The sequence below is a fragment of the Candidatus Paceibacterota bacterium genome, from assembly GCA_030583765.1.
In the GTDB taxonomy this organism is placed as follows: domain Bacteria; phylum Patescibacteriota; class Minisyncoccia; order 2-02-FULL-40-12; family GWA2-44-9.
The window spans coordinates 478,381-494,862 of the sequence record CP129474.1 but is presented as its reverse complement, the minus strand read 5'-3'; the positions used below and the strand labels follow the sequence as shown (position 1 = coordinate 494,862).

At 52.0% G+C, this 16,482-nt stretch carries 16 protein-coding genes and 2 tRNA genes; 4 read left to right on the top strand and 14 right to left on the bottom strand.

Features of this window, described 5'->3' with window-relative positions:
- Positions 1-36: 36 nt before the first annotated feature.
- Positions 37-1,086, bottom strand: a complete 1,050-nt coding sequence (locus QY311_02665) for a reverse transcriptase/maturase family protein (protein WKZ27011.1) — start codon at positions 1,084-1,086, stop codon at positions 37-39.
- Between the two features lie 4 nt (positions 1,087-1,090).
- Here QY311_02665 and avd point away from each other — a divergent pair, with 4 nt between their 5' ends.
- The 3 genes from avd to QY311_02650 all read left to right on the top strand — a co-directional run bounded on the left by avd (position 1,091) and on the right by QY311_02650 (position 2,974).
- Positions 1,091-1,441 (top strand): diversity-generating retroelement protein Avd, encoded by a 351-nt coding sequence (avd, locus tag QY311_02660; protein ID WKZ27010.1) that lies wholly within the window; start codon positions 1,091-1,093, stop codon positions 1,439-1,441.
- Positions 1,442-1,458: 17 nt separating this feature from the next.
- On the top strand, positions 1,459-1,734 hold the full coding sequence (locus QY311_02655; protein WKZ27009.1) for a hypothetical protein: 276 nt from the start codon (positions 1,459-1,461) through the stop codon (positions 1,732-1,734).
- Between the two features lie 343 nt (positions 1,735-2,077).
- Positions 2,078-2,974, top strand: a complete 897-nt coding sequence (locus tag QY311_02650) for a hypothetical protein (protein ID WKZ27008.1) — start codon at positions 2,078-2,080, stop codon at positions 2,972-2,974.
- A 123-nt stretch (positions 2,975-3,097) separates the two neighbouring features.
- On the opposite strand, the gene QY311_02645 is transcribed toward QY311_02650, so the two are convergent.
- From QY311_02645 to QY311_02625, 5 genes are all read right to left on the bottom strand, one after another.
- Complete coding sequence (locus QY311_02645; protein ID WKZ27007.1) at positions 3,098-5,107, bottom strand: sodium-translocating pyrophosphatase; 2,010 nt, start codon at positions 5,105-5,107, stop codon at positions 3,098-3,100.
- A gap of 43 nt (positions 5,108-5,150) precedes the next feature.
- A complete protein-coding gene (locus tag QY311_02640; protein WKZ27006.1) occupies positions 5,151-6,176 on the bottom strand; it encodes a DNA recombination protein RmuC in 1,026 nt (341 codons plus the stop codon).
- A 74-nt stretch (positions 6,177-6,250) separates the two neighbouring features.
- Positions 6,251-6,661 carry a DUF1761 domain-containing protein gene (locus QY311_02635; GenBank protein ID WKZ27005.1) on the bottom strand — a complete coding sequence of 137 codons (411 nt, stop codon included), beginning with the start codon at positions 6,659-6,661 and terminating at the stop codon, positions 6,251-6,253.
- Positions 6,662-6,717: 56 nt separating this feature from the next.
- A tRNA-Ala gene (locus QY311_02630) sits at positions 6,718-6,790 on the bottom strand.
- 251 nt (positions 6,791-7,041) lie between these two features.
- Positions 7,042-7,113: transfer RNA gene (locus QY311_02625), tRNA-Ile, on the bottom strand.
- Between the two features lie 219 nt (positions 7,114-7,332).
- On the opposite strand from QY311_02625, the gene QY311_02620 reads away from it, so the two are divergent.
- Positions 7,333-7,878 carry a uracil-DNA glycosylase gene (locus QY311_02620; protein WKZ27004.1) on the top strand — a complete coding sequence of 182 codons (546 nt, stop codon included), beginning with the start codon at positions 7,333-7,335 and terminating at the stop codon, positions 7,876-7,878.
- Between the two features lie 63 nt (positions 7,879-7,941).
- Here the strand turns inward: QY311_02620 and QY311_02615 are convergent, their stop codons facing one another.
- From QY311_02615 to QY311_02580, 8 genes are all read right to left on the bottom strand, one after another.
- Positions 7,942-8,454 carry a hypothetical protein gene (locus QY311_02615; protein ID WKZ27003.1) on the bottom strand — a complete coding sequence of 171 codons (513 nt, stop codon included), beginning with the start codon at positions 8,452-8,454 and terminating at the stop codon, positions 7,942-7,944.
- A 9-nt stretch (positions 8,455-8,463) separates the two neighbouring features.
- Positions 8,464-10,488, bottom strand: coding sequence for a MopE-related protein (locus tag QY311_02610; GenBank protein WKZ27002.1), 2,025 nt, complete (start codon positions 10,486-10,488; stop codon positions 8,464-8,466).
- Positions 10,489-10,548: 60 nt separating this feature from the next.
- Positions 10,549-11,517, bottom strand: coding sequence for a transketolase C-terminal domain-containing protein (locus tag QY311_02605; protein ID WKZ27001.1), 969 nt, complete (start codon positions 11,515-11,517; stop codon positions 10,549-10,551).
- A gap of 353 nt (positions 11,518-11,870) precedes the next feature.
- Complete coding sequence (locus QY311_02600) at positions 11,871-12,731, bottom strand: transketolase (GenBank protein ID WKZ27000.1); 861 nt, start codon at positions 12,729-12,731, stop codon at positions 11,871-11,873.
- Positions 12,728-12,982 (bottom strand): hypothetical protein, encoded by a 255-nt coding sequence (locus QY311_02595; protein ID WKZ26999.1) that lies wholly within the window; start codon positions 12,980-12,982, stop codon positions 12,728-12,730. The genes QY311_02600 and QY311_02595 overlap by 4 nt, the downstream gene beginning before the upstream one ends.
- Positions 12,982-14,016 carry a glyceraldehyde 3-phosphate dehydrogenase NAD-binding domain-containing protein gene (locus QY311_02590; protein WKZ26998.1) on the bottom strand — a complete coding sequence of 345 codons (1,035 nt, stop codon included), beginning with the start codon at positions 14,014-14,016 and terminating at the stop codon, positions 12,982-12,984. Before QY311_02590 ends, QY311_02595 begins: the two co-directional genes overlap by 1 nt.
- A gap of 7 nt (positions 14,017-14,023) precedes the next feature.
- Positions 14,024-14,650 (bottom strand): ribonuclease HII, encoded by a 627-nt coding sequence (locus tag QY311_02585; protein ID WKZ26997.1) that lies wholly within the window; start codon positions 14,648-14,650, stop codon positions 14,024-14,026.
- Positions 14,647-16,398 (bottom strand): hypothetical protein, encoded by a 1,752-nt coding sequence (locus QY311_02580; GenBank protein ID WKZ26996.1) that lies wholly within the window; start codon positions 16,396-16,398, stop codon positions 14,647-14,649. The genes QY311_02585 and QY311_02580 overlap by 4 nt, the downstream gene beginning before the upstream one ends.
- Between the last annotated feature and the right edge of the window lie 84 nt (positions 16,399-16,482).

The window sequence follows — 16,482 nt, the reverse complement described above, 5'->3', positions numbered from 1 at the left end:
TGTACCACTAAGAGCACGGAATGAGTGTGGAGAATGTTACATATGCAGCCAAAACCAAAACTGGTTCTTTAGGTTCTCGCTCAGTTGATGAGTATTCGCATGAGAGAGCACACCCAAATAAGATTGCAGAGACTGGGAAAGAGCGTCCTCGCTGATCGCTCCGGCCCGGTATTGGGAAATCCGTATTCTCAATTTGCGGAATACTCGACGCCTTGTTTTGGGGCGCATCAGCCGATGGTAAGGCAAGGCCACATAACCAAGAAAATCGATGCCTTGATGACAGGGGCGAATAGATATTTTCTTGGGGTGGAGTTTCAGCTTCAGACAGCCACCGAGAAATTGCTGTATAGGATCAAGCAAATTCGTCAGCTCTTTTTTATCGGTGGAGACGATCACGAAATCATCCGTGTAGCGGGCATAGTGTTTGATTCGCAATTGTTGTTTGACGAACTGATCAAACTCATTCATGTACACGTTGGCGAAGAGCTGGGAGGTGAGATTGCCAATCGGCACACCTTGGCGGTCGAACAAGGTAGTCCGTCCGGTCGAAAAGCTTTCAATAATTCTTTCCATCAGCCACATGGTGTCCATGTCGGCTATTTTTTTACGAAGAATGGCCAGAAGGGTTTGGTGATCAATCGAATCAAAAAACTTTTGCACGTCGCACTTCAGGACAAAACACGGCCGAGTGAAATTCCTGCTCTCAGCCCTAATCATTTGTTCCAATGCCATAACTCCTTTATGCGATCCCTTACCAACCCGACAAGAAAAGGAAGTGGGGATAAAAGTCCTGTCGAAAAGCGGGTTCAAAATGCGGAACACCGCATGATGCAAAACCCGATCCCGGGCCGTGGCCTTATGGATATGTCGCACCTTAGGGTCACGAATATAGAAGCCAAAATACGGCTTGTGAGTGTACTTTTTCGAGACCAGCTCTCGATAAAGCGCAAAAAGATTTTGCTCCACATTAAATTCAAGCTCCTGGACATCTTCTTTGTGCCGCTTATCAGCTCGAAATTCTTCCCATGCCGTGAATAGGTTTTCTAGCGAGACGATTTGTTGAAATAGATTCTTATAAACCTTCATAACTATGAACGAATTCGATATACCAATCTTCAAAAAGTCTTACGACTTGTACAAAACCTTCAATCAGTACCGGAAACTCGTACCCAAACAAGATCGCTTCACGGTCTTCGAACGATGCGAGTGCGCGATACTCGATGTGTTGGAAGCAATCATGCAGGCGAGCGGAGAGCACCGGGAGAAAAAACTCCCAACACTTGAACGTGCCAGCCTCAAACTCAATATGCTTCGCATGTTTATCCGACTCATGAAGGATGTGAAAACCATAGACAATAAGAAGTACATTGCGCTTGAAGCACCAATAGATGAGATAGGCCGAATGTTGGGCGGGTGGATACGCTCAATCAAAGCCGAATAAACGAAAGGGTATCCAAAATGGATACCCTTTCTGTCTTGGAGAGACTTCGACACGAAGCCCGAGACGGAACCGTAGTTGTCGTTCGCATTGTCGAACCAGTTCGTGTCGAACTTGGCCTTGCCGTCGTTGAAGTTGAAGATCGGCGCGTGCGAGAAGCGGTCATCGTCGTCGGGATAATTGCTTCCACCCATCCGTGGCACCGAACCTTGAGATTTACTGCCTGTTGGAAACAGACCTATATTCTCTCAGTCCTGAATTTAATTCGGCAGCATCCGGTAAGGAACCTGCACTAGGCGAAAGCAAGCAGTATCTCCTCAACACAACACGCTCGCGGAAACCGTAGTCTCCGGGACTCTGGTTGTTATCGTTGAAATGATAGAGTTCGGCGACAGCAATCCGTGGACGGCTGTACATTAGCCTAAGCTCAAGCATATTATACAGCATAGAAGGGGACAGGTTCCATTCTTGACAAAACCGCTTATTTTTGCTATACTTAAGCGTCAAAGTTAGTTCTTTGAAAAGGCCTTATTTGAGCCGAGCACAATGGGTAAAAGACCTCTTGTACCTATCGTGCTCGTCTCATGTTGAGGCAAGACGCTCGCCCGAGCGGTTCGGGTAATTCAACGAAGAAGGAGGATGACGATGTCACAGACATTGATCACCAGCAGAGACCCGAAAGGTCTCCACGCAACCGGTCTCTTCGAGGCCGCGTACAACAAGTCCAAGCTCGATGACTCCCGCGCACAGCGGCTCAACGAGCGCGGCGGCGAACTGCAGGACGGGATTGCCAAGCTCATCGCCGAGCTGTCCCAGTCCGATCGGTACGCCGACGAGGAAGTCCGTTCCAGCTACACGTACCCGAAGGAGTACAAGGGCCCGAAGCCGATCGTCGACCAGATCAAGGCAGTCGCCACGATCTTCGGTCTCGATCCGACCCAGGCGCTCGAGTACGCCAAGAACCTGCCCGCGCTCCCCGAAGGAGCCGAAGGATGGTTCGCGGTTCCCTCGGTGGACGCCATCGCCGTGAAGTACTTCCCGGAGGTGACCGATCCCGCCGACAAGTACTGCCGGGCCGTTCAGCTCGTGCACACGAAGATCGGGGAGTCGCGTTCGTTCTACAACTACCGTGACGGCCAGATCACGCCGGCGCAGTTGCGAGTTTCGGCTCGCACGGCGCATGCGCTCGATCTCGTCGCGGAGAAGCAGCCGGGCGACATCCTGATCATCGCAGCACAGCTGGGGCTTCGGCATCGCGGTCGTTCGGTTCGCCGGGCGCGCGAGGTCTTTGTGCAGAACGAGTTCGGTCTGACCAGCCTCGCGGTCGGTTCCATCGTGCTGGTTCACCCCGAGCGACTCGTTCGCTGGGAGGAGCTGGACATGGACTGCTCGGGTGACGAGTTCGACGATCCCGACGGCGATGGCCGCTTCTCGCACGCGCCGGTCTTCTACTTCAGCGACGGCGAGGCCAAGTTCGGCACGTACTGGTTCGACTATGCGCACGGCTACTACGGTTCCGTCTCGGGCTTCGTGTAGCAGTAATCGACCCTTGCGGTCTTGAACCCTTGGATCTGTTGGTTTCTTGATCCTTGAGTTCCGCCGCAGGCGGTCGAAAAATGTGGTTATCCACAGCCATGCTGAGGGTAGCCACTTTTTATTTTAGATAAACCGAGCAATGAGCAGAGCAACGATGTTTGCCACCTTGATCATTGGGTTGATCGCAGGGCCCGCGGTATCTTTGTACGGATCTCCTACCGTATCACCCGTGACCGCTGCCTTGTGGGCATCCGATCCCTTGCCACCGTGGTTGCCTTCTTCAATAAACTTCTTCGCGTTATCCCAAGCGCCCCCGCCTGAAGTCATTGAGATGGCAACAAATAAGCCCGTGATAATCACGCCCACGAGAAGACCGCCGAGCGCCTCTGCACCCAATGTGAAGCCGACCACAATAGGAAATACTATGGGCACAAGTGCTGGGAGTGTCATTTCACGGATTGCCGCACGAGTGACGATGTCTACCGCAGCACCATATTCTGGAATCGCGGTGCGATCCATAATACCAGGGATTTCCCGGAACTGACGACGCACTTCATCAACGATAGCAGAGCCCGCACGACTCACAGACTGCATGGCCATAGAGCCAAACAAGTACGGCATCATGCCTCCGATAAAGAGCCCGACAAGCACGCGGATATCGGATAGATCAAACTGCACAATGCGTCCAAACTCGGCAAGCTCTTGAGTATACGCAGCGAACAACACAATTGCCGCAAGCCCAGCAGATGCAATCGCGTACCCTTTCGTCACCGCCTTAGTAGTGTTGCCAACAGCATCCAACGGATCGGTTACGTCACGCACCTCATCAGGAAGCTCCGCCATCTCTGCGATCCCACCAGCATTGTCGGTGATAGGGCCAAACGCATCAATAGCGACCACAATGCCCGCAAGAGAGAGCATGCTCATTGTTGCAAGCGCTACACCGTACAGACCAGCAAGCGAATAGGCACCATACATAGCAGCTACGATGACGATGAGCGGCATCGCGGTTGATTGCTTACTCATAGCAAGACCCATAATCACATTCGTGCCATGACCCGTTGTCGAGGCGTGCGCAATAGCGCGCACAGGATAAAAGCTCTTTGAAGTATAGTACTCCGTGATCATCATCATGAGCGCAGTGACCACAATGCCTGTTACCATACACCAAAACACCTGAAGCGCGGTAACCTCCATGCCAATCGCGAAAGAGAGCTCAGAAAGGCCGTCCATGCCTTGAGCGATAAACCAGAAAAATGCCACTGAAATCAAAGAGGCAACGCCCAAGCCACGGTACAACGCACCCATAATAGATCCTCCAGAAGAGAGGCGAACAAAGAGGGAGCCGATAAGCGAGGCGAGAACAGCGGCGGAGCCGATAAGAAGCGGCACATAGACGAGCGCCGGAGCAGCGGGCACTAAAAGATGGGCCAACAGCATGACAGAGATCGCCGAGACAACATAGGTCTCAAAAAGGTCGGCAGCCATACCAGCGCAGTCACCGACGTTGTCACCGACGTTGTCCGCGATCACTGCTGGATTGCGCGGATCATCCTCTGGAATGCCTGCTTCAACTTTTCCTACAATATCCGCACCAACATCAGCGCCTTTTGTAAAAATGCCGCCGCCAAGTCGTGCGAAAACAGAAATAAGGGACGCCCCAAACCCGAGACCGATGAGATCTTTTACATTTCCCGTAGCCCAAAATACTGCCGTTAAAGAGAGGAGAGCAAGTCCAACTACGAAAAATCCGGTTACTGCCCCACCCTTATATCCAAGAGCAAATGCCCGAGAAATTCCATGACGAGCTTCTTCAGCAACGCGCACATTTGCACGTACAGAAACCATCATACCAATGTAGCCGGCGAGTGCAGACGCAAATGCGCCCACCGCAAACGAGGCGGCCATTGCGGTGCCGAGCCACGTTCCTAAAACGAGCATGAGCACGAGCCCAACCGCGAGAACGGTCATATTCTGGCGGCGTAAATATGCCTCCGCTCCCTCTTGAATGGCATTGGCGATATCTCGCATGCGCTCATTCCCTGCCGACTTTTTTAAAACGCCAGCAATGAGTATGGCGCCATATCCCAGCGACGCAAGGGACGCCAGGAACGAAAATTGAAGAATATCCATGGCGGACAGCATACCGCATCACGGGCACTTCAATCAAGAGACTTTACTCTAAAGTAGTTGGGGAATCCTTCCCAGGAGGAACCTGCTCGTCTGCCATTTCCAGTACTCGCTGCGCGCGGTCTACAAATAATCCCACACGCTTTTCGCTCTCATCATAGGCGCCCTGCGCATTAGAAAGGTGTTTACCGAGGACTCGAAACTCATCTGACAACTTACTCGCATCGGTCTCTAACTGCTTTAAGCGCTTGAAGATATCGCGAGTCTGTTGGGCGAACTGCACATCTTTGAACCAATGCATCACAGCCGTCACGGTCAGGTAAAATGTATTTGGAGAACAAAGAATAACCTTCCGTTTGCGCGCGTAGTCGGCAATGTCCGTATCGCCGATATTGTTTATCATTTCGTAATACACCGTCTCGGCAGGCACATACATGAGCGCAAAGTCAGTCGTACCTTCGCCGGGCAAAAGATATTTTGCAGCGATCTCATCAACTTTCTTTTTGACGTCAGCAATAAAAAGCTTACGAAACGGATCACGATCTACATCTGTTTCTGCATCGATCATTTTCTTAAAATTCTCCCAGTTGAACTTACTATCAATGGGAACAAGAAGCCCATTAGGAAGCGTCACAACAGCATCTACAATGTCGCCCGTAGAAAACATGTGCTGCATTTTCCAGCTCGCACGCGGAAAGTACTGCCCGAGAGCAGACTCAAGCGAATACTCACCCCAGCTCCCTCGCAGTTTTGGAGCACGGAAAATATCTTGGAATGAAACAACGTGTTTTACCTGATCTTGCATGTGCCTCACTTCTTCTTGAAGGCGCGTCATACCGGCCGTAAAATCCTGAACCTGCCGATGCACCGACTGTGTTGCGCGCTCTGTCGATTGTCGCCCTTCACTTAATTGCTGACTAATTAGCTGCGTGAGGGCGTCAAGGCGTTGATGTAAAACACTGACCGCATCTCCCGCGCCCCCTTGCTCACGAGAGCGCTTAATTAAAAGTAGGAGGGCGCCAAGGATACCAAGCCCAATAACAATGCCGAGTATCAAAAATACTGTTTCCATATACGCAGTGTACCGTGGCTCTATAAAAACAACAACGGGCTATTCCCGTTGTTGTTTATCCGCATATTCGGAGCTTATGCCCAACGTCCCAAAATGCACGCCATGAGCCAGAGCGCGAAGAAGCTATACGACGCGTTCAGCACAAAAAGCTTCAAGGGCTTTCCCTCCCAGAGAAAACTCCCGAGGTGCACGACGGCTATAAAGCCAATCCAAATCCAAAAAACGAGCCTGACGATGTCGCCACTACTAAAGGCGCCCCAAACCTGCATGAACGCGCCGAGGACATACGCCATAATGCCGGCCGACACTAATCCCATGCCCATTGCCTGCCAAGGAGTAAGGGGCATGCGCGACATGTCCGCTTCAGAAATTCCTGCGAGCATGCGCCACTTTTTCCCAAACAGCGGGCCATACCAAAGCGCACCCAACGCCACATACGCAACTGCGGCACCAACAACTGCCCAGATGTTTAAAGATATGTCCATACGCCTCATTGTACTGCGCACAGTGTGCAGTACAAGAAGTGTCAGTGGACGGTTTGTGGACCCAACCGGATTCGAACCGGTGACCTCCTCATTGCAAATGAGGCGCTCTACCAGCTGAGCTATGAGCCCAACACTATCTGTGGGCGATCTAGGAATCTCCTTCGCCTCTCGACTTGCCGCCGCAAGTCTCGGGCTAGGCACCGCCTCGCGGCCCCGCAAGCTTGCGGGGCATTGCTCCGGCGTCCGCTTCCTAGATCTTCCAATGCTACGAGTACATGATGTGCCTCAAGGCACATCATGTACTACGTGTGGGCGATCTAGGAATCGGACCTAGGACCTCTGTCTTATCACTGGCAGTGAGACTGCATACAACCTGAATGTGGGCGATCTAGGAATCGGACCTAGGACCTCTGTCTTATCAGGACAGCGTTCTACCACTGAACTAATCGCCCCCGAAACAGAAGGTTGTATGACAGCCGAACGAACCAGTGACAAAGTGCCTTTGATCAGGACAGCGTTCTACCACTGAACTAATCGCCCAAACCGACGCCAAAAAGGCACGAAAATCATACCAGACATGCGCACTCTGCGCAAATATCGCAAGATCACGCACGCCGCAGAAAACCTTGCCAAAATAAAAGAAATGATGTAATATGTCTAGTTAAGAAGCTATGCAACCTCCCAAGACCCTCAAGCACATCCATGCTGAGCTGAAAGAAAAATTTAAGGACCGCACCCTCGTCCTCGGCAGCGGCGACCTCAATGCACGAGTTGTTTTTGTAACTGAAGCACCTGGACCACACGAAGAGAAAGAAGGAGCGCCAATTGCAGGTCCGGCAAAGAAGCTTTTCAATCAGCTTCTTAAGCATGCAGGGCTCACGCCTCGTAAAATTTACATTACTACCGCGATGAAGCATTCGCTTGGGTCACACCTTGAGGCGCATCCAAAAGAGCTACGTCTCCACGCAACATTTCTCAAAGAGGAGCTCAAAACGATTGCTCCTCGCATTGTAGTTACTATGGGGACGCTCGCCCTTAACGGCGTTGGGCTCCGTCAGCCCCTCGCCAATGTACGAGGCAAAGCGCTCAATATGGGCAGCTACTCTGTATTCCCCACCGCCCACCCAAGCGCAGCTCTTACAGATCCAACATCACGGGCACAACTAGAGGCAGATTTTATGAGATTGAAAGAGATCATCGCTACGCACACTGCATAATACGCGCATAGTGCGTGCAAGAAAAAACCACTCATGTGAGTGGTTTTTTCTTGCACCGAAGGCTTATTCCTGCACACCAAGGAAGCTCTTCGTCATGACGGAGAGCATATGGGCGAGCGTGTCTCCAAATGAAAGGTCCACGCTGGAAGATGTTACGGCAGGATTTCTGCGAACAGTTACCGAGCACGTTGCCGAATCGCCCGCACTGTCAGTCACAGAGACGGTGTAAACTCCAGGCATTGCAAATGATGCGCGGAGCGATGGATCACGACCCTCGCCTTGCGCAACCGTGTCGCCGACTCGCCACGTATACGGACCCACGCCATCGTGAGCCATGAGCAGTGTGGGGATGTCAGAAAAAACAGTCTGTGTCTTTGGGGAGCATGAGATACCACTCCTCTGCGAGGCAAATCCAGAGGATGTTTCTAGCTGTACTCCAAAAAGCCACGAGATGACCCTATTAATCCGAATCCGAATGCGAGCAACCTGTCCGGGATCTTGCGCTGCGTCGTTTGCGGCAGAGGCAGGAGCTACCAGTGCGCACAAGAGGAGTAGGGGAATAAAAATTCGTTTCATGAGCATCTGTTATTGGGTTACGATAACGCGGCAACTGCGAGAGCGGGCACCATCACTCACACTCACATAATAACGGCCCTTCTTTTCATATACTGTGGTGAAGGTCTGTCCGTCGCCAGCAAGGACAGCTGACTTGGGTGCGCGCCACGTGTACCTTCCCGAGCCACCGAGAGCAGTGAGTGTTACAGGGTCTCCCACGCGAACAGTTTGTGTTGTTGGTGAGCAACCTACACGGGGCACTGGTGTGGGGCGAGGTGTTACGGTTGGGCGTACGGTAGGGGCGGGTGTTGCGGTACGAGTACACTGCTCTCCTTGTTGGAGTACAGTCCATCCCGTGGGCACATCGCATGGTGTAGCGAATTCACGACACACTCCCGTCTCATTGTTGCGTGCTGGGGTTATGACTTGGACGCATGCAATTTGTGTGGGGAGGGGGGCAACACTTGCAGCTGGCAGCATCGTTGGCCCCACAACCCCACCGAGTACGTTTACCTGCATAGCATTTCCTATCTTCCCCGCCTCATTCATAACGCGCACATCATATAAGCCTGGCGTTAAAGTAGGGACGGCAACAGTTAGCGAAGTGCGATTAAATGAAACCGAACCAGCAACGCGCGCTTTTTCAACTCTCCCCTGCAAGAAATACACTACATTCCCCTTGGTGGTAAAGCCTGAGCCCGCGATCACGACACGTTCGCCATCTCGAGAGGTAGCAGACGGTGTCACCGATGTAATACGGGGACAGTTATCTTCAGGAAGCTGTGAGGCTGATGACCCAGACACCGCAGAGCGGATTCTCTCAAAGAGGCCCATATTAGAAGTAAGCCTTCTGGTTGAGGCGCTCTTCGCTTCAACAAGTGAACAGTCGGCAAACTCCTCAGCTGGAGCAACGCTTGCCACAGGAACCCTTGATGGAGTTGGCAGTGCAGTAACTACCGCCGTAGGTTCAACTATTTGCGGACGGATTGGCGCACCACGCAATACGGCACTCGCAAGCACCGTAAATCCATTGTCGCGGTAATACACCGCAATAACATCCGCTGCTCCTTCGGGCTTTTGAAGAACAACTGATCCCGATGCGCCAGCACTTGTGGTGCGAACATCCTTGCCATTGTGGGCATATTTCCAAATGCGCTGCTCTACCCTACTCCATGCTCCAGAATCAAGAGGAAATCCTGATTGGGCATCAAAGACCGCGATCCAATCAAGCGGCCAAGCTTCTCCGGAACCAAAGCTCCACGACACCTGAACACTATCACCAGACTCTCTAATGGAGAGAGATGGGGATGTATTACTCCGCTCAACTGCGCGCACAGCAACAGGATTTACCGCGCCATCAATTGTCGGCTTTCCAGTGACAGTCTTTGGTGTTGCCGCGGGCGTTGCAACAGGTGTTGCGATGACTACCACGTTCTGCGGATCGTCATTGCTGGCAGTAGGACGATCATCGGGAGTATCCGGATTACAGTCATCATCCTTCCCGTTGCCAGGAATTTCGGGACGGCCAGGATTTACTTCTGGGTCCCGATCATTACAGTCGTTGCGCAAGAGATATCCATCGCTATCTATGTCTTGAGCACCAGGGCCAGCGCCTCCAGCGCCAGGGACTCTTCCACTTGGATCGTTCGGAACGGGGGCACCGCCACCACCTCCACCACCAGCGTTGCTCGGATTATTTGGAATAAATGGGTTAGTTTGAACTGGAGTCCCGCTTTCGGTATACACAACGCTACATTTGCCATTATTACCCTCAGGATCGGTCGTCCAAGTACCACCAGCCTTTTCGCATCGCGCAGGGTCGTTGCCATAGCCCCTAGACGCAAAACTTCCCGAGAACTCTGTTTTAAACGCCTCAAAGCCGAAAATCTTGGTAATGTTGTTAAGAAGGATTTTCCACCCAGCTATTTGTTGTGGTTGCGCTTGCGCTGCAAGCGCTTCGGCGGCTATATCATCTGGCGTGTACGCGAGCGCTACAGAACCAAGTTGGCTAGCTACTACAAGAGCGAGAAAAAAGATGATGAGGCGTTTATACATATTCCATCCAGTATACGCCCCTTTTCACACAACGGAAAAGCACCGTTATCAACACTGAGCCTATTTATTCTTCAAAACCGCACGGGCGGACGCAATAATTCCCTCTGCATCAAGCCTAAAATGTTTGAGAAGCTCTTCTGGAGCTCCCGACTCCCCGAACGAATCGGCCATGCCTACAAACGCTAAGGGTACGGGTGCATGTTGAATCAGATATTCCGCAACCGCAGAACCCATGCCACCCGCCCGTTGATGCTCTTCTATAGTGACCACCGCACCACAGCGCTGCGCAACGGCCTTGATTGTTTCTGTATCTAAAGGCTTCACGGTGTGATTATTGACTACCGTGCATGAAATACCCTCTCTCTGAAGCTGCTCGGCGGCAAGAAGCGCTTCATACACAAGCGAACCACACGCGATAAGGGCGACATCAGGCCCTTCGCGTAAGACGAGCGCCTTGCCAAGCTCAAACGGTGTGTCAGGGAGCGTGAAAACGGGGGTCTTTTCTCGTGCCAGGCGAATGTATGAAGGGGCACCATTCTGAGCAATAGCTATGGTCGCCTTTTCTGCTTCAAACGCATCGCATGGTACCACCACCTGCATGCGAGGGATCATGCGCATGAGCCCAATATCTTCAAGTGCTTGGTGCGTTGCTCCATCGGGGCCCACAGAAATGCCCGCATGAGATCCCGCGATCTTTACCGGCACATTATTGAGGCATGCATTCGTGCGAATCTGTTCGTTATTGCGCCCAGGACTAAACGCTGCATATGACGCAATAAATGGAATTTTCCCATACTGAGCCATACCAGCAGCAACGAGTGCCATATTCTGCTCTGCAACACCCACTTGAATAAATCTTTCTGGAAACCGTTCCGCGAACCAATGCGACTTAGTCGATTCAGTAAGATCTGCACACAACACCACCACGCGCTCGTCGGCCTCTCCTGCGCGCACCAACCCGCGACCGTAGCCGTCACGGATAGGAATCTGCTGTAGTGCATCTCGTTGTGTTATGTTATCTGCGAGCATATACAATCACTCACCTATTGCGGAGCCGCCCAAAAGGCGGCCGGCGCCATAGGTTAGCGCTTCTCGTCTGGGCCACACGAGCCACAGATCATCTTCCCGCACGAGCCACTTTCACAGCAGCATCCACACGCTCTCATACCCATACCCAAGAGTACGAGCAAAACCGCCGCCTCAAAGTAAAACTGGGTGTCAAAGCCAAATACAAATCCTTCGCTAAACGAAGCCCAGAAAAATAAGATACCGCTCACCCATGACAAAGCAGGGATCACGCGCGCCAGCGCGTGGTGACCACAATTACATTGCTTCATGCCGACACCCCCTTTCTGATGTTCATAGTCATAGCATACCACATACTACTCATGCTCACTGACAATTTTGCCGTGTAACGTACGCAACGCATGCAAAAATCGCTTCGCCTGCTCCGCATTTGGAGGCGTCCCGTGCCATTTAAAATCATACTCGATTTCTGGGACGCCTTTTCCAGGAATCGTATGGGCAATGATCAGCGTCGGCCGATCAACAACGGCGTGCGCCTGCCCAATGGCGCTAATAAACTCCGCGAAATTGTGCCCATCACATTCAAGAACATACCACCCGAATGCTTCCCACTTTGCACGCAATGACTCAAGGGGCATAACCACTTCAGTAGAGCCATCGATCTGGATCATATTCCGATCAATAACCCCGGTAAGGTTCGCTAGCTTATATTTACCAGCAAAGAGTGCTGATTCCCAGATAGCCCCCGCATCTTGTTCGCCATCAGACATGAGGCAGTAGGTTCGAAACGATTTGCCATCCATACGCGCAGCAAGCGCGATTCCAGCAGCTTGTCCAAGGCCGGACCCCAAAGGACCAGATGTCGTCTCCACACCGGGCAATCGCTCGCGCTCTGGGTGTCCTTGCAGACGCGAGCCAAAAGCTCGAAGTGTCATGAGCTCCTCTTTCGGAAAATAGCCGGCATGCGCCATCGCTGCGTAACGCACCGGCACGATGTGTCCATTGGAGAGGATGAGCCTGTCGCGCTCCGCCCACTCGGGATTCGCAGGGTCGTGGTTTAAGATATGAAAATAAAATGCGGTGAAGATATCCGCCATACCAAGCGGGCCTGCCGTGTGGCCACTCTTTGCCCTTTCAAGCATCGCGATAATAGACTGGCGAATATCATTCGCGATCACTTCAAGCTTTTTTATATCTTCATCGTGGAGATGCTTCATGCGCCGGTAATAATGTTCCAAAAAGCGTATGACCCAACAACGATCCACACAATATTTACAGACATGGATTGGTACGCCTTGTGCATCCAGTTATCAATCATAAGACCGATTCCTCCAGAAATGTTGAGAAAGACATAGGGAATGTCGCGAGCGGTCCATACGCCCACGTTATGCATCGCATATGCAAGCACCACAGCGATAACGCCGTACCATCCAAATGCCTCTACAAATGCGCGATATCTTCGAAACATTATTGAGAAATAAGAGCAGCGACTGCGCGAACGTGCTCCACGAGCGCGTTCGTGTAGCCAAACTCATTGTCATACCACGAGTACACAGTGCATAGGTCTCCATCAACTACGTTGGTAAGCGTGAGGTCTGCGATAGCCGCATGAGGATCGCCAACAATGTCAGTCGATACAATCGGGTCCGCATTCACGCGGAATATACCCTTCCACTCATCACGCTTCGCAGCCGCGCTAAGAAGCTCGTTAATTTCCTCAACGCTTGTTTTACGCTTTGCGAGAAACGTAATACTTGAAAGAGACCCGGTAATAGTTGGCACGCGCATAGCCACGCCATCAAAGCGATCTACCAGCTCTGGCACTGCGCGCGTCACCGCAATGGCCGCCCCTGTGCTTGAAGGTACGATATTCACTGCCGCCGCTCGCCCACGACGCACATCGCCACCCTTCACAGGGCCGTCAATCAGACTCTGTGTCGCAGTGTATCCATGCACCGTAGAAAGAAATGCCTTCTGGATTCCTATGCCATCCTGAAGAATGCGAATGATGGGGGCTGCAGAATTTGTAGTACATGAACCATTAGAGGAAATGGTGCATGTTTGGAGCGCATCTGCGTTGATACCCATAAGCACCGTGCGCGCACTCTCTGAATCTGCGTCCTTCGCAGGCGCAGTAAGTACAACGCGCTGAGCTCCGGCATCAATGTGTACTTTTGCTTTTTCGTAGCTCTCAAAAATTCCGGTTGCCTCGACGACAAGGTCAACGCCCATGTCGTCCCAAGGAAGTTTTGCTGGGTCTTTTTCACAAATAAGCTGATAGGCTACGTCATCAACGATTAAAAATGTTTGTGAACCACTTTTCTGAACCGATACCGGCTTATCAAAGCGTCCATAGGTAGAGTCGTACCGCAAAAGATATGCGAGCGCCTCTGGGTCTCCAAGATCATTGATCGCCACGATGTTAAGCTCGCGATGAAGACGTGCAAGCTTAAAAAATGCTCGGCCAATACGACCAAATCCGTTAATTGCGACGGTTGCCATGCCTTCACTATACCAGCTCTCTCACTCCCGCGAACGTACGTCTGTGTATATGACAAGGGCCATGCTTTTTTAAAGCAGCGAGATGTGCTGAAGTACCGTATCCTTTGTGAGCTTCAAATCCATACTCAGGCCATTTTTTCGCCATGCGCTCCATAAGCTCATCACGAAATACTTTCGCAAGAATAGAAGCACACGCAATCGCATAGACGTTCCTATCCCCTCCGACAATTGCCTCCTGAGCACACGGCAGATCTGGAACGGTATGGCTACCATCAAGAAGCACCATGCTCTTGTGGGACGTGAGTACCGATACCACTGCACCGCGCATCGCCATGTCAGTTGCGCGAAGAATATTCACGCGATCAATTGTAGCCGAGCTTTCCTCTACAATAGCAATGGATACTCCGGGAAGCTTTCGAAGTTCTTCGGCAATGCGGGTGCGTTGACGAGGCGAGAGCAGCTTAGAATCACGGACCCCCGCCAATGGAGAGGCGAGAGATTCTGCGGAGCACGAAAAAGCGCACACTACGACGGGCCCCGCGAGACAACCTCTCCCCACCTCATCAACACCAATAACACGCTCGTAACCAGAGGCGCATAGTATTAGTTCCCGCTCTGTGGTGGGAGTTATCATGGTCTCACGCGCTCATAGAGCGAATACTGCCCGCTTTGCACAATGAGTCGAAATGCCTTTTGGAATACGTCATCGCGCGCACCAAAATCATTACGCGCCGCATCATCCACAAGCACATATCTCGCTGGGTATTGTGCATCGAGCTGCGGTGCGCCTCTAACCGGATCATAGAAAAAGTTTCGCACCAACGATTCACGGTAACCATACGGAAGGCTACGCGTCCACAGCCAGCCAGGGTATCCAACAAATACAGACTTGCCCGTGAGTGCGGGTATCGGGTTTGTATGAGTCGTCGATGCAATAATGGGCTCACGTGGCAACGCCTCTCGAATGAAGGTGGCAATGTTTTGTGCATGAGCATCAAAGATAACGGGGAGACGCTCTGCGGGCATACTCAGGCGCGGAATGACATCAATGACCCCAGAAAACACAGAAGCCCCTACGAAAAGCACAGCCCCAATGCCTGCAAGTGCGCGCAACTTCATGCGCGCACCCACGTATAAAATTCCGCACATGATTGCAAGTTGCATATATACAAGAATTTTATTGTTGTCATAATCCCAAGGCTGGAAACGAATTGTCTGCGCAACGACAAAGAAAACCCAGGCAGTTACAACCAAAATGCCCGCATACGGAAAACGCGCGCGAACACTGCGTAGTAGATAGGCCACGGACAGAGAGATAAGCGCGAGAAACGGAACGCCCAAGTTCGTCCATAAAAAATGGAGATATGCCATTGAAAACACACTAGGCGCGTGCCCCGGCTCTGGCTTAAAACTACCAATAGTAGGCTCGACCATCCATCCGAGGCGCATTGCTGAAAATGCCCCATCGCTCCCAAGTGGCTTTCCGCTCATGAGAAACCACAACTGTGGTATAGCAAGCACGAGTGCAAGCACCCCTACTTTTAGAAATGCTCGCCACCACCACATGCCACGAAACATCCCCCAAAGTGTCACCGAGACAAGCGCCAAACCACCAGCGACAAATGAGTGTGTATGAAACATGGGAAGTATGCCGAGAACAATACCCCCCGCATACATAAGAGCACGCGAATGACGCGCAGCGCCCTCCCACAGCAAGACACACATCAATAAAACACCTACGAGCCCGGGAAAGAATGTCCGCTGGTGCACCAATACTAAGCCCAGCGGCGCCCCAAAGGCGATATTTTGTTCTGGCCACTGCGCATCCCAGCGGTTAACCGTCGAGATGTTGTTTTCGATAAGATGCTGTTTAAATTCGCTCCACGAAAATTCGTTTTGGATAGCGTCCCGCGCTACCGACCATCCGCCCCACCCACCACCAAGAAGCACCAGTATGGTTAGGGCCGGTGCCCACAACACACTACCAGTCACCATGCGCCCTACAGCAAACAAAAGCGCATGCGCCAAAAGCACGCAGATCACGATCGGCATGAGAAAAGAAAAGTGCCACGCCCCCGTTACGCGCAACAAAAGACCGCTCACAGCATTAATTCCGAAAGGATACGCAATGCGTGTTCCCGCAAAAATAGGCTCTTCAAGATCTCCCCATTGTCCAAAGGCGAAGCGAGAAACTTGCGTCAAATGGAGCGGGATATCACCGTATCCCGAATACGTGGTGCGCATTGCGCCCGAGTCATCGATAACAAACGTATCAAGAATAATGACAATATGCACCCAGCACAAAAGCGCGGCCAGAGCGAGCGAAAAGACGAGCCTCCAGTGTATTTTGAGCTGCACAGCATAGCGCCTCACCAAGTCCATGGAACTATGGTATACTGCCCGTGCACTGAACGCTAGGGACGAGCGGCAGAGCTCCTGACGCCAGACCCGCGTTGTGCGCACACA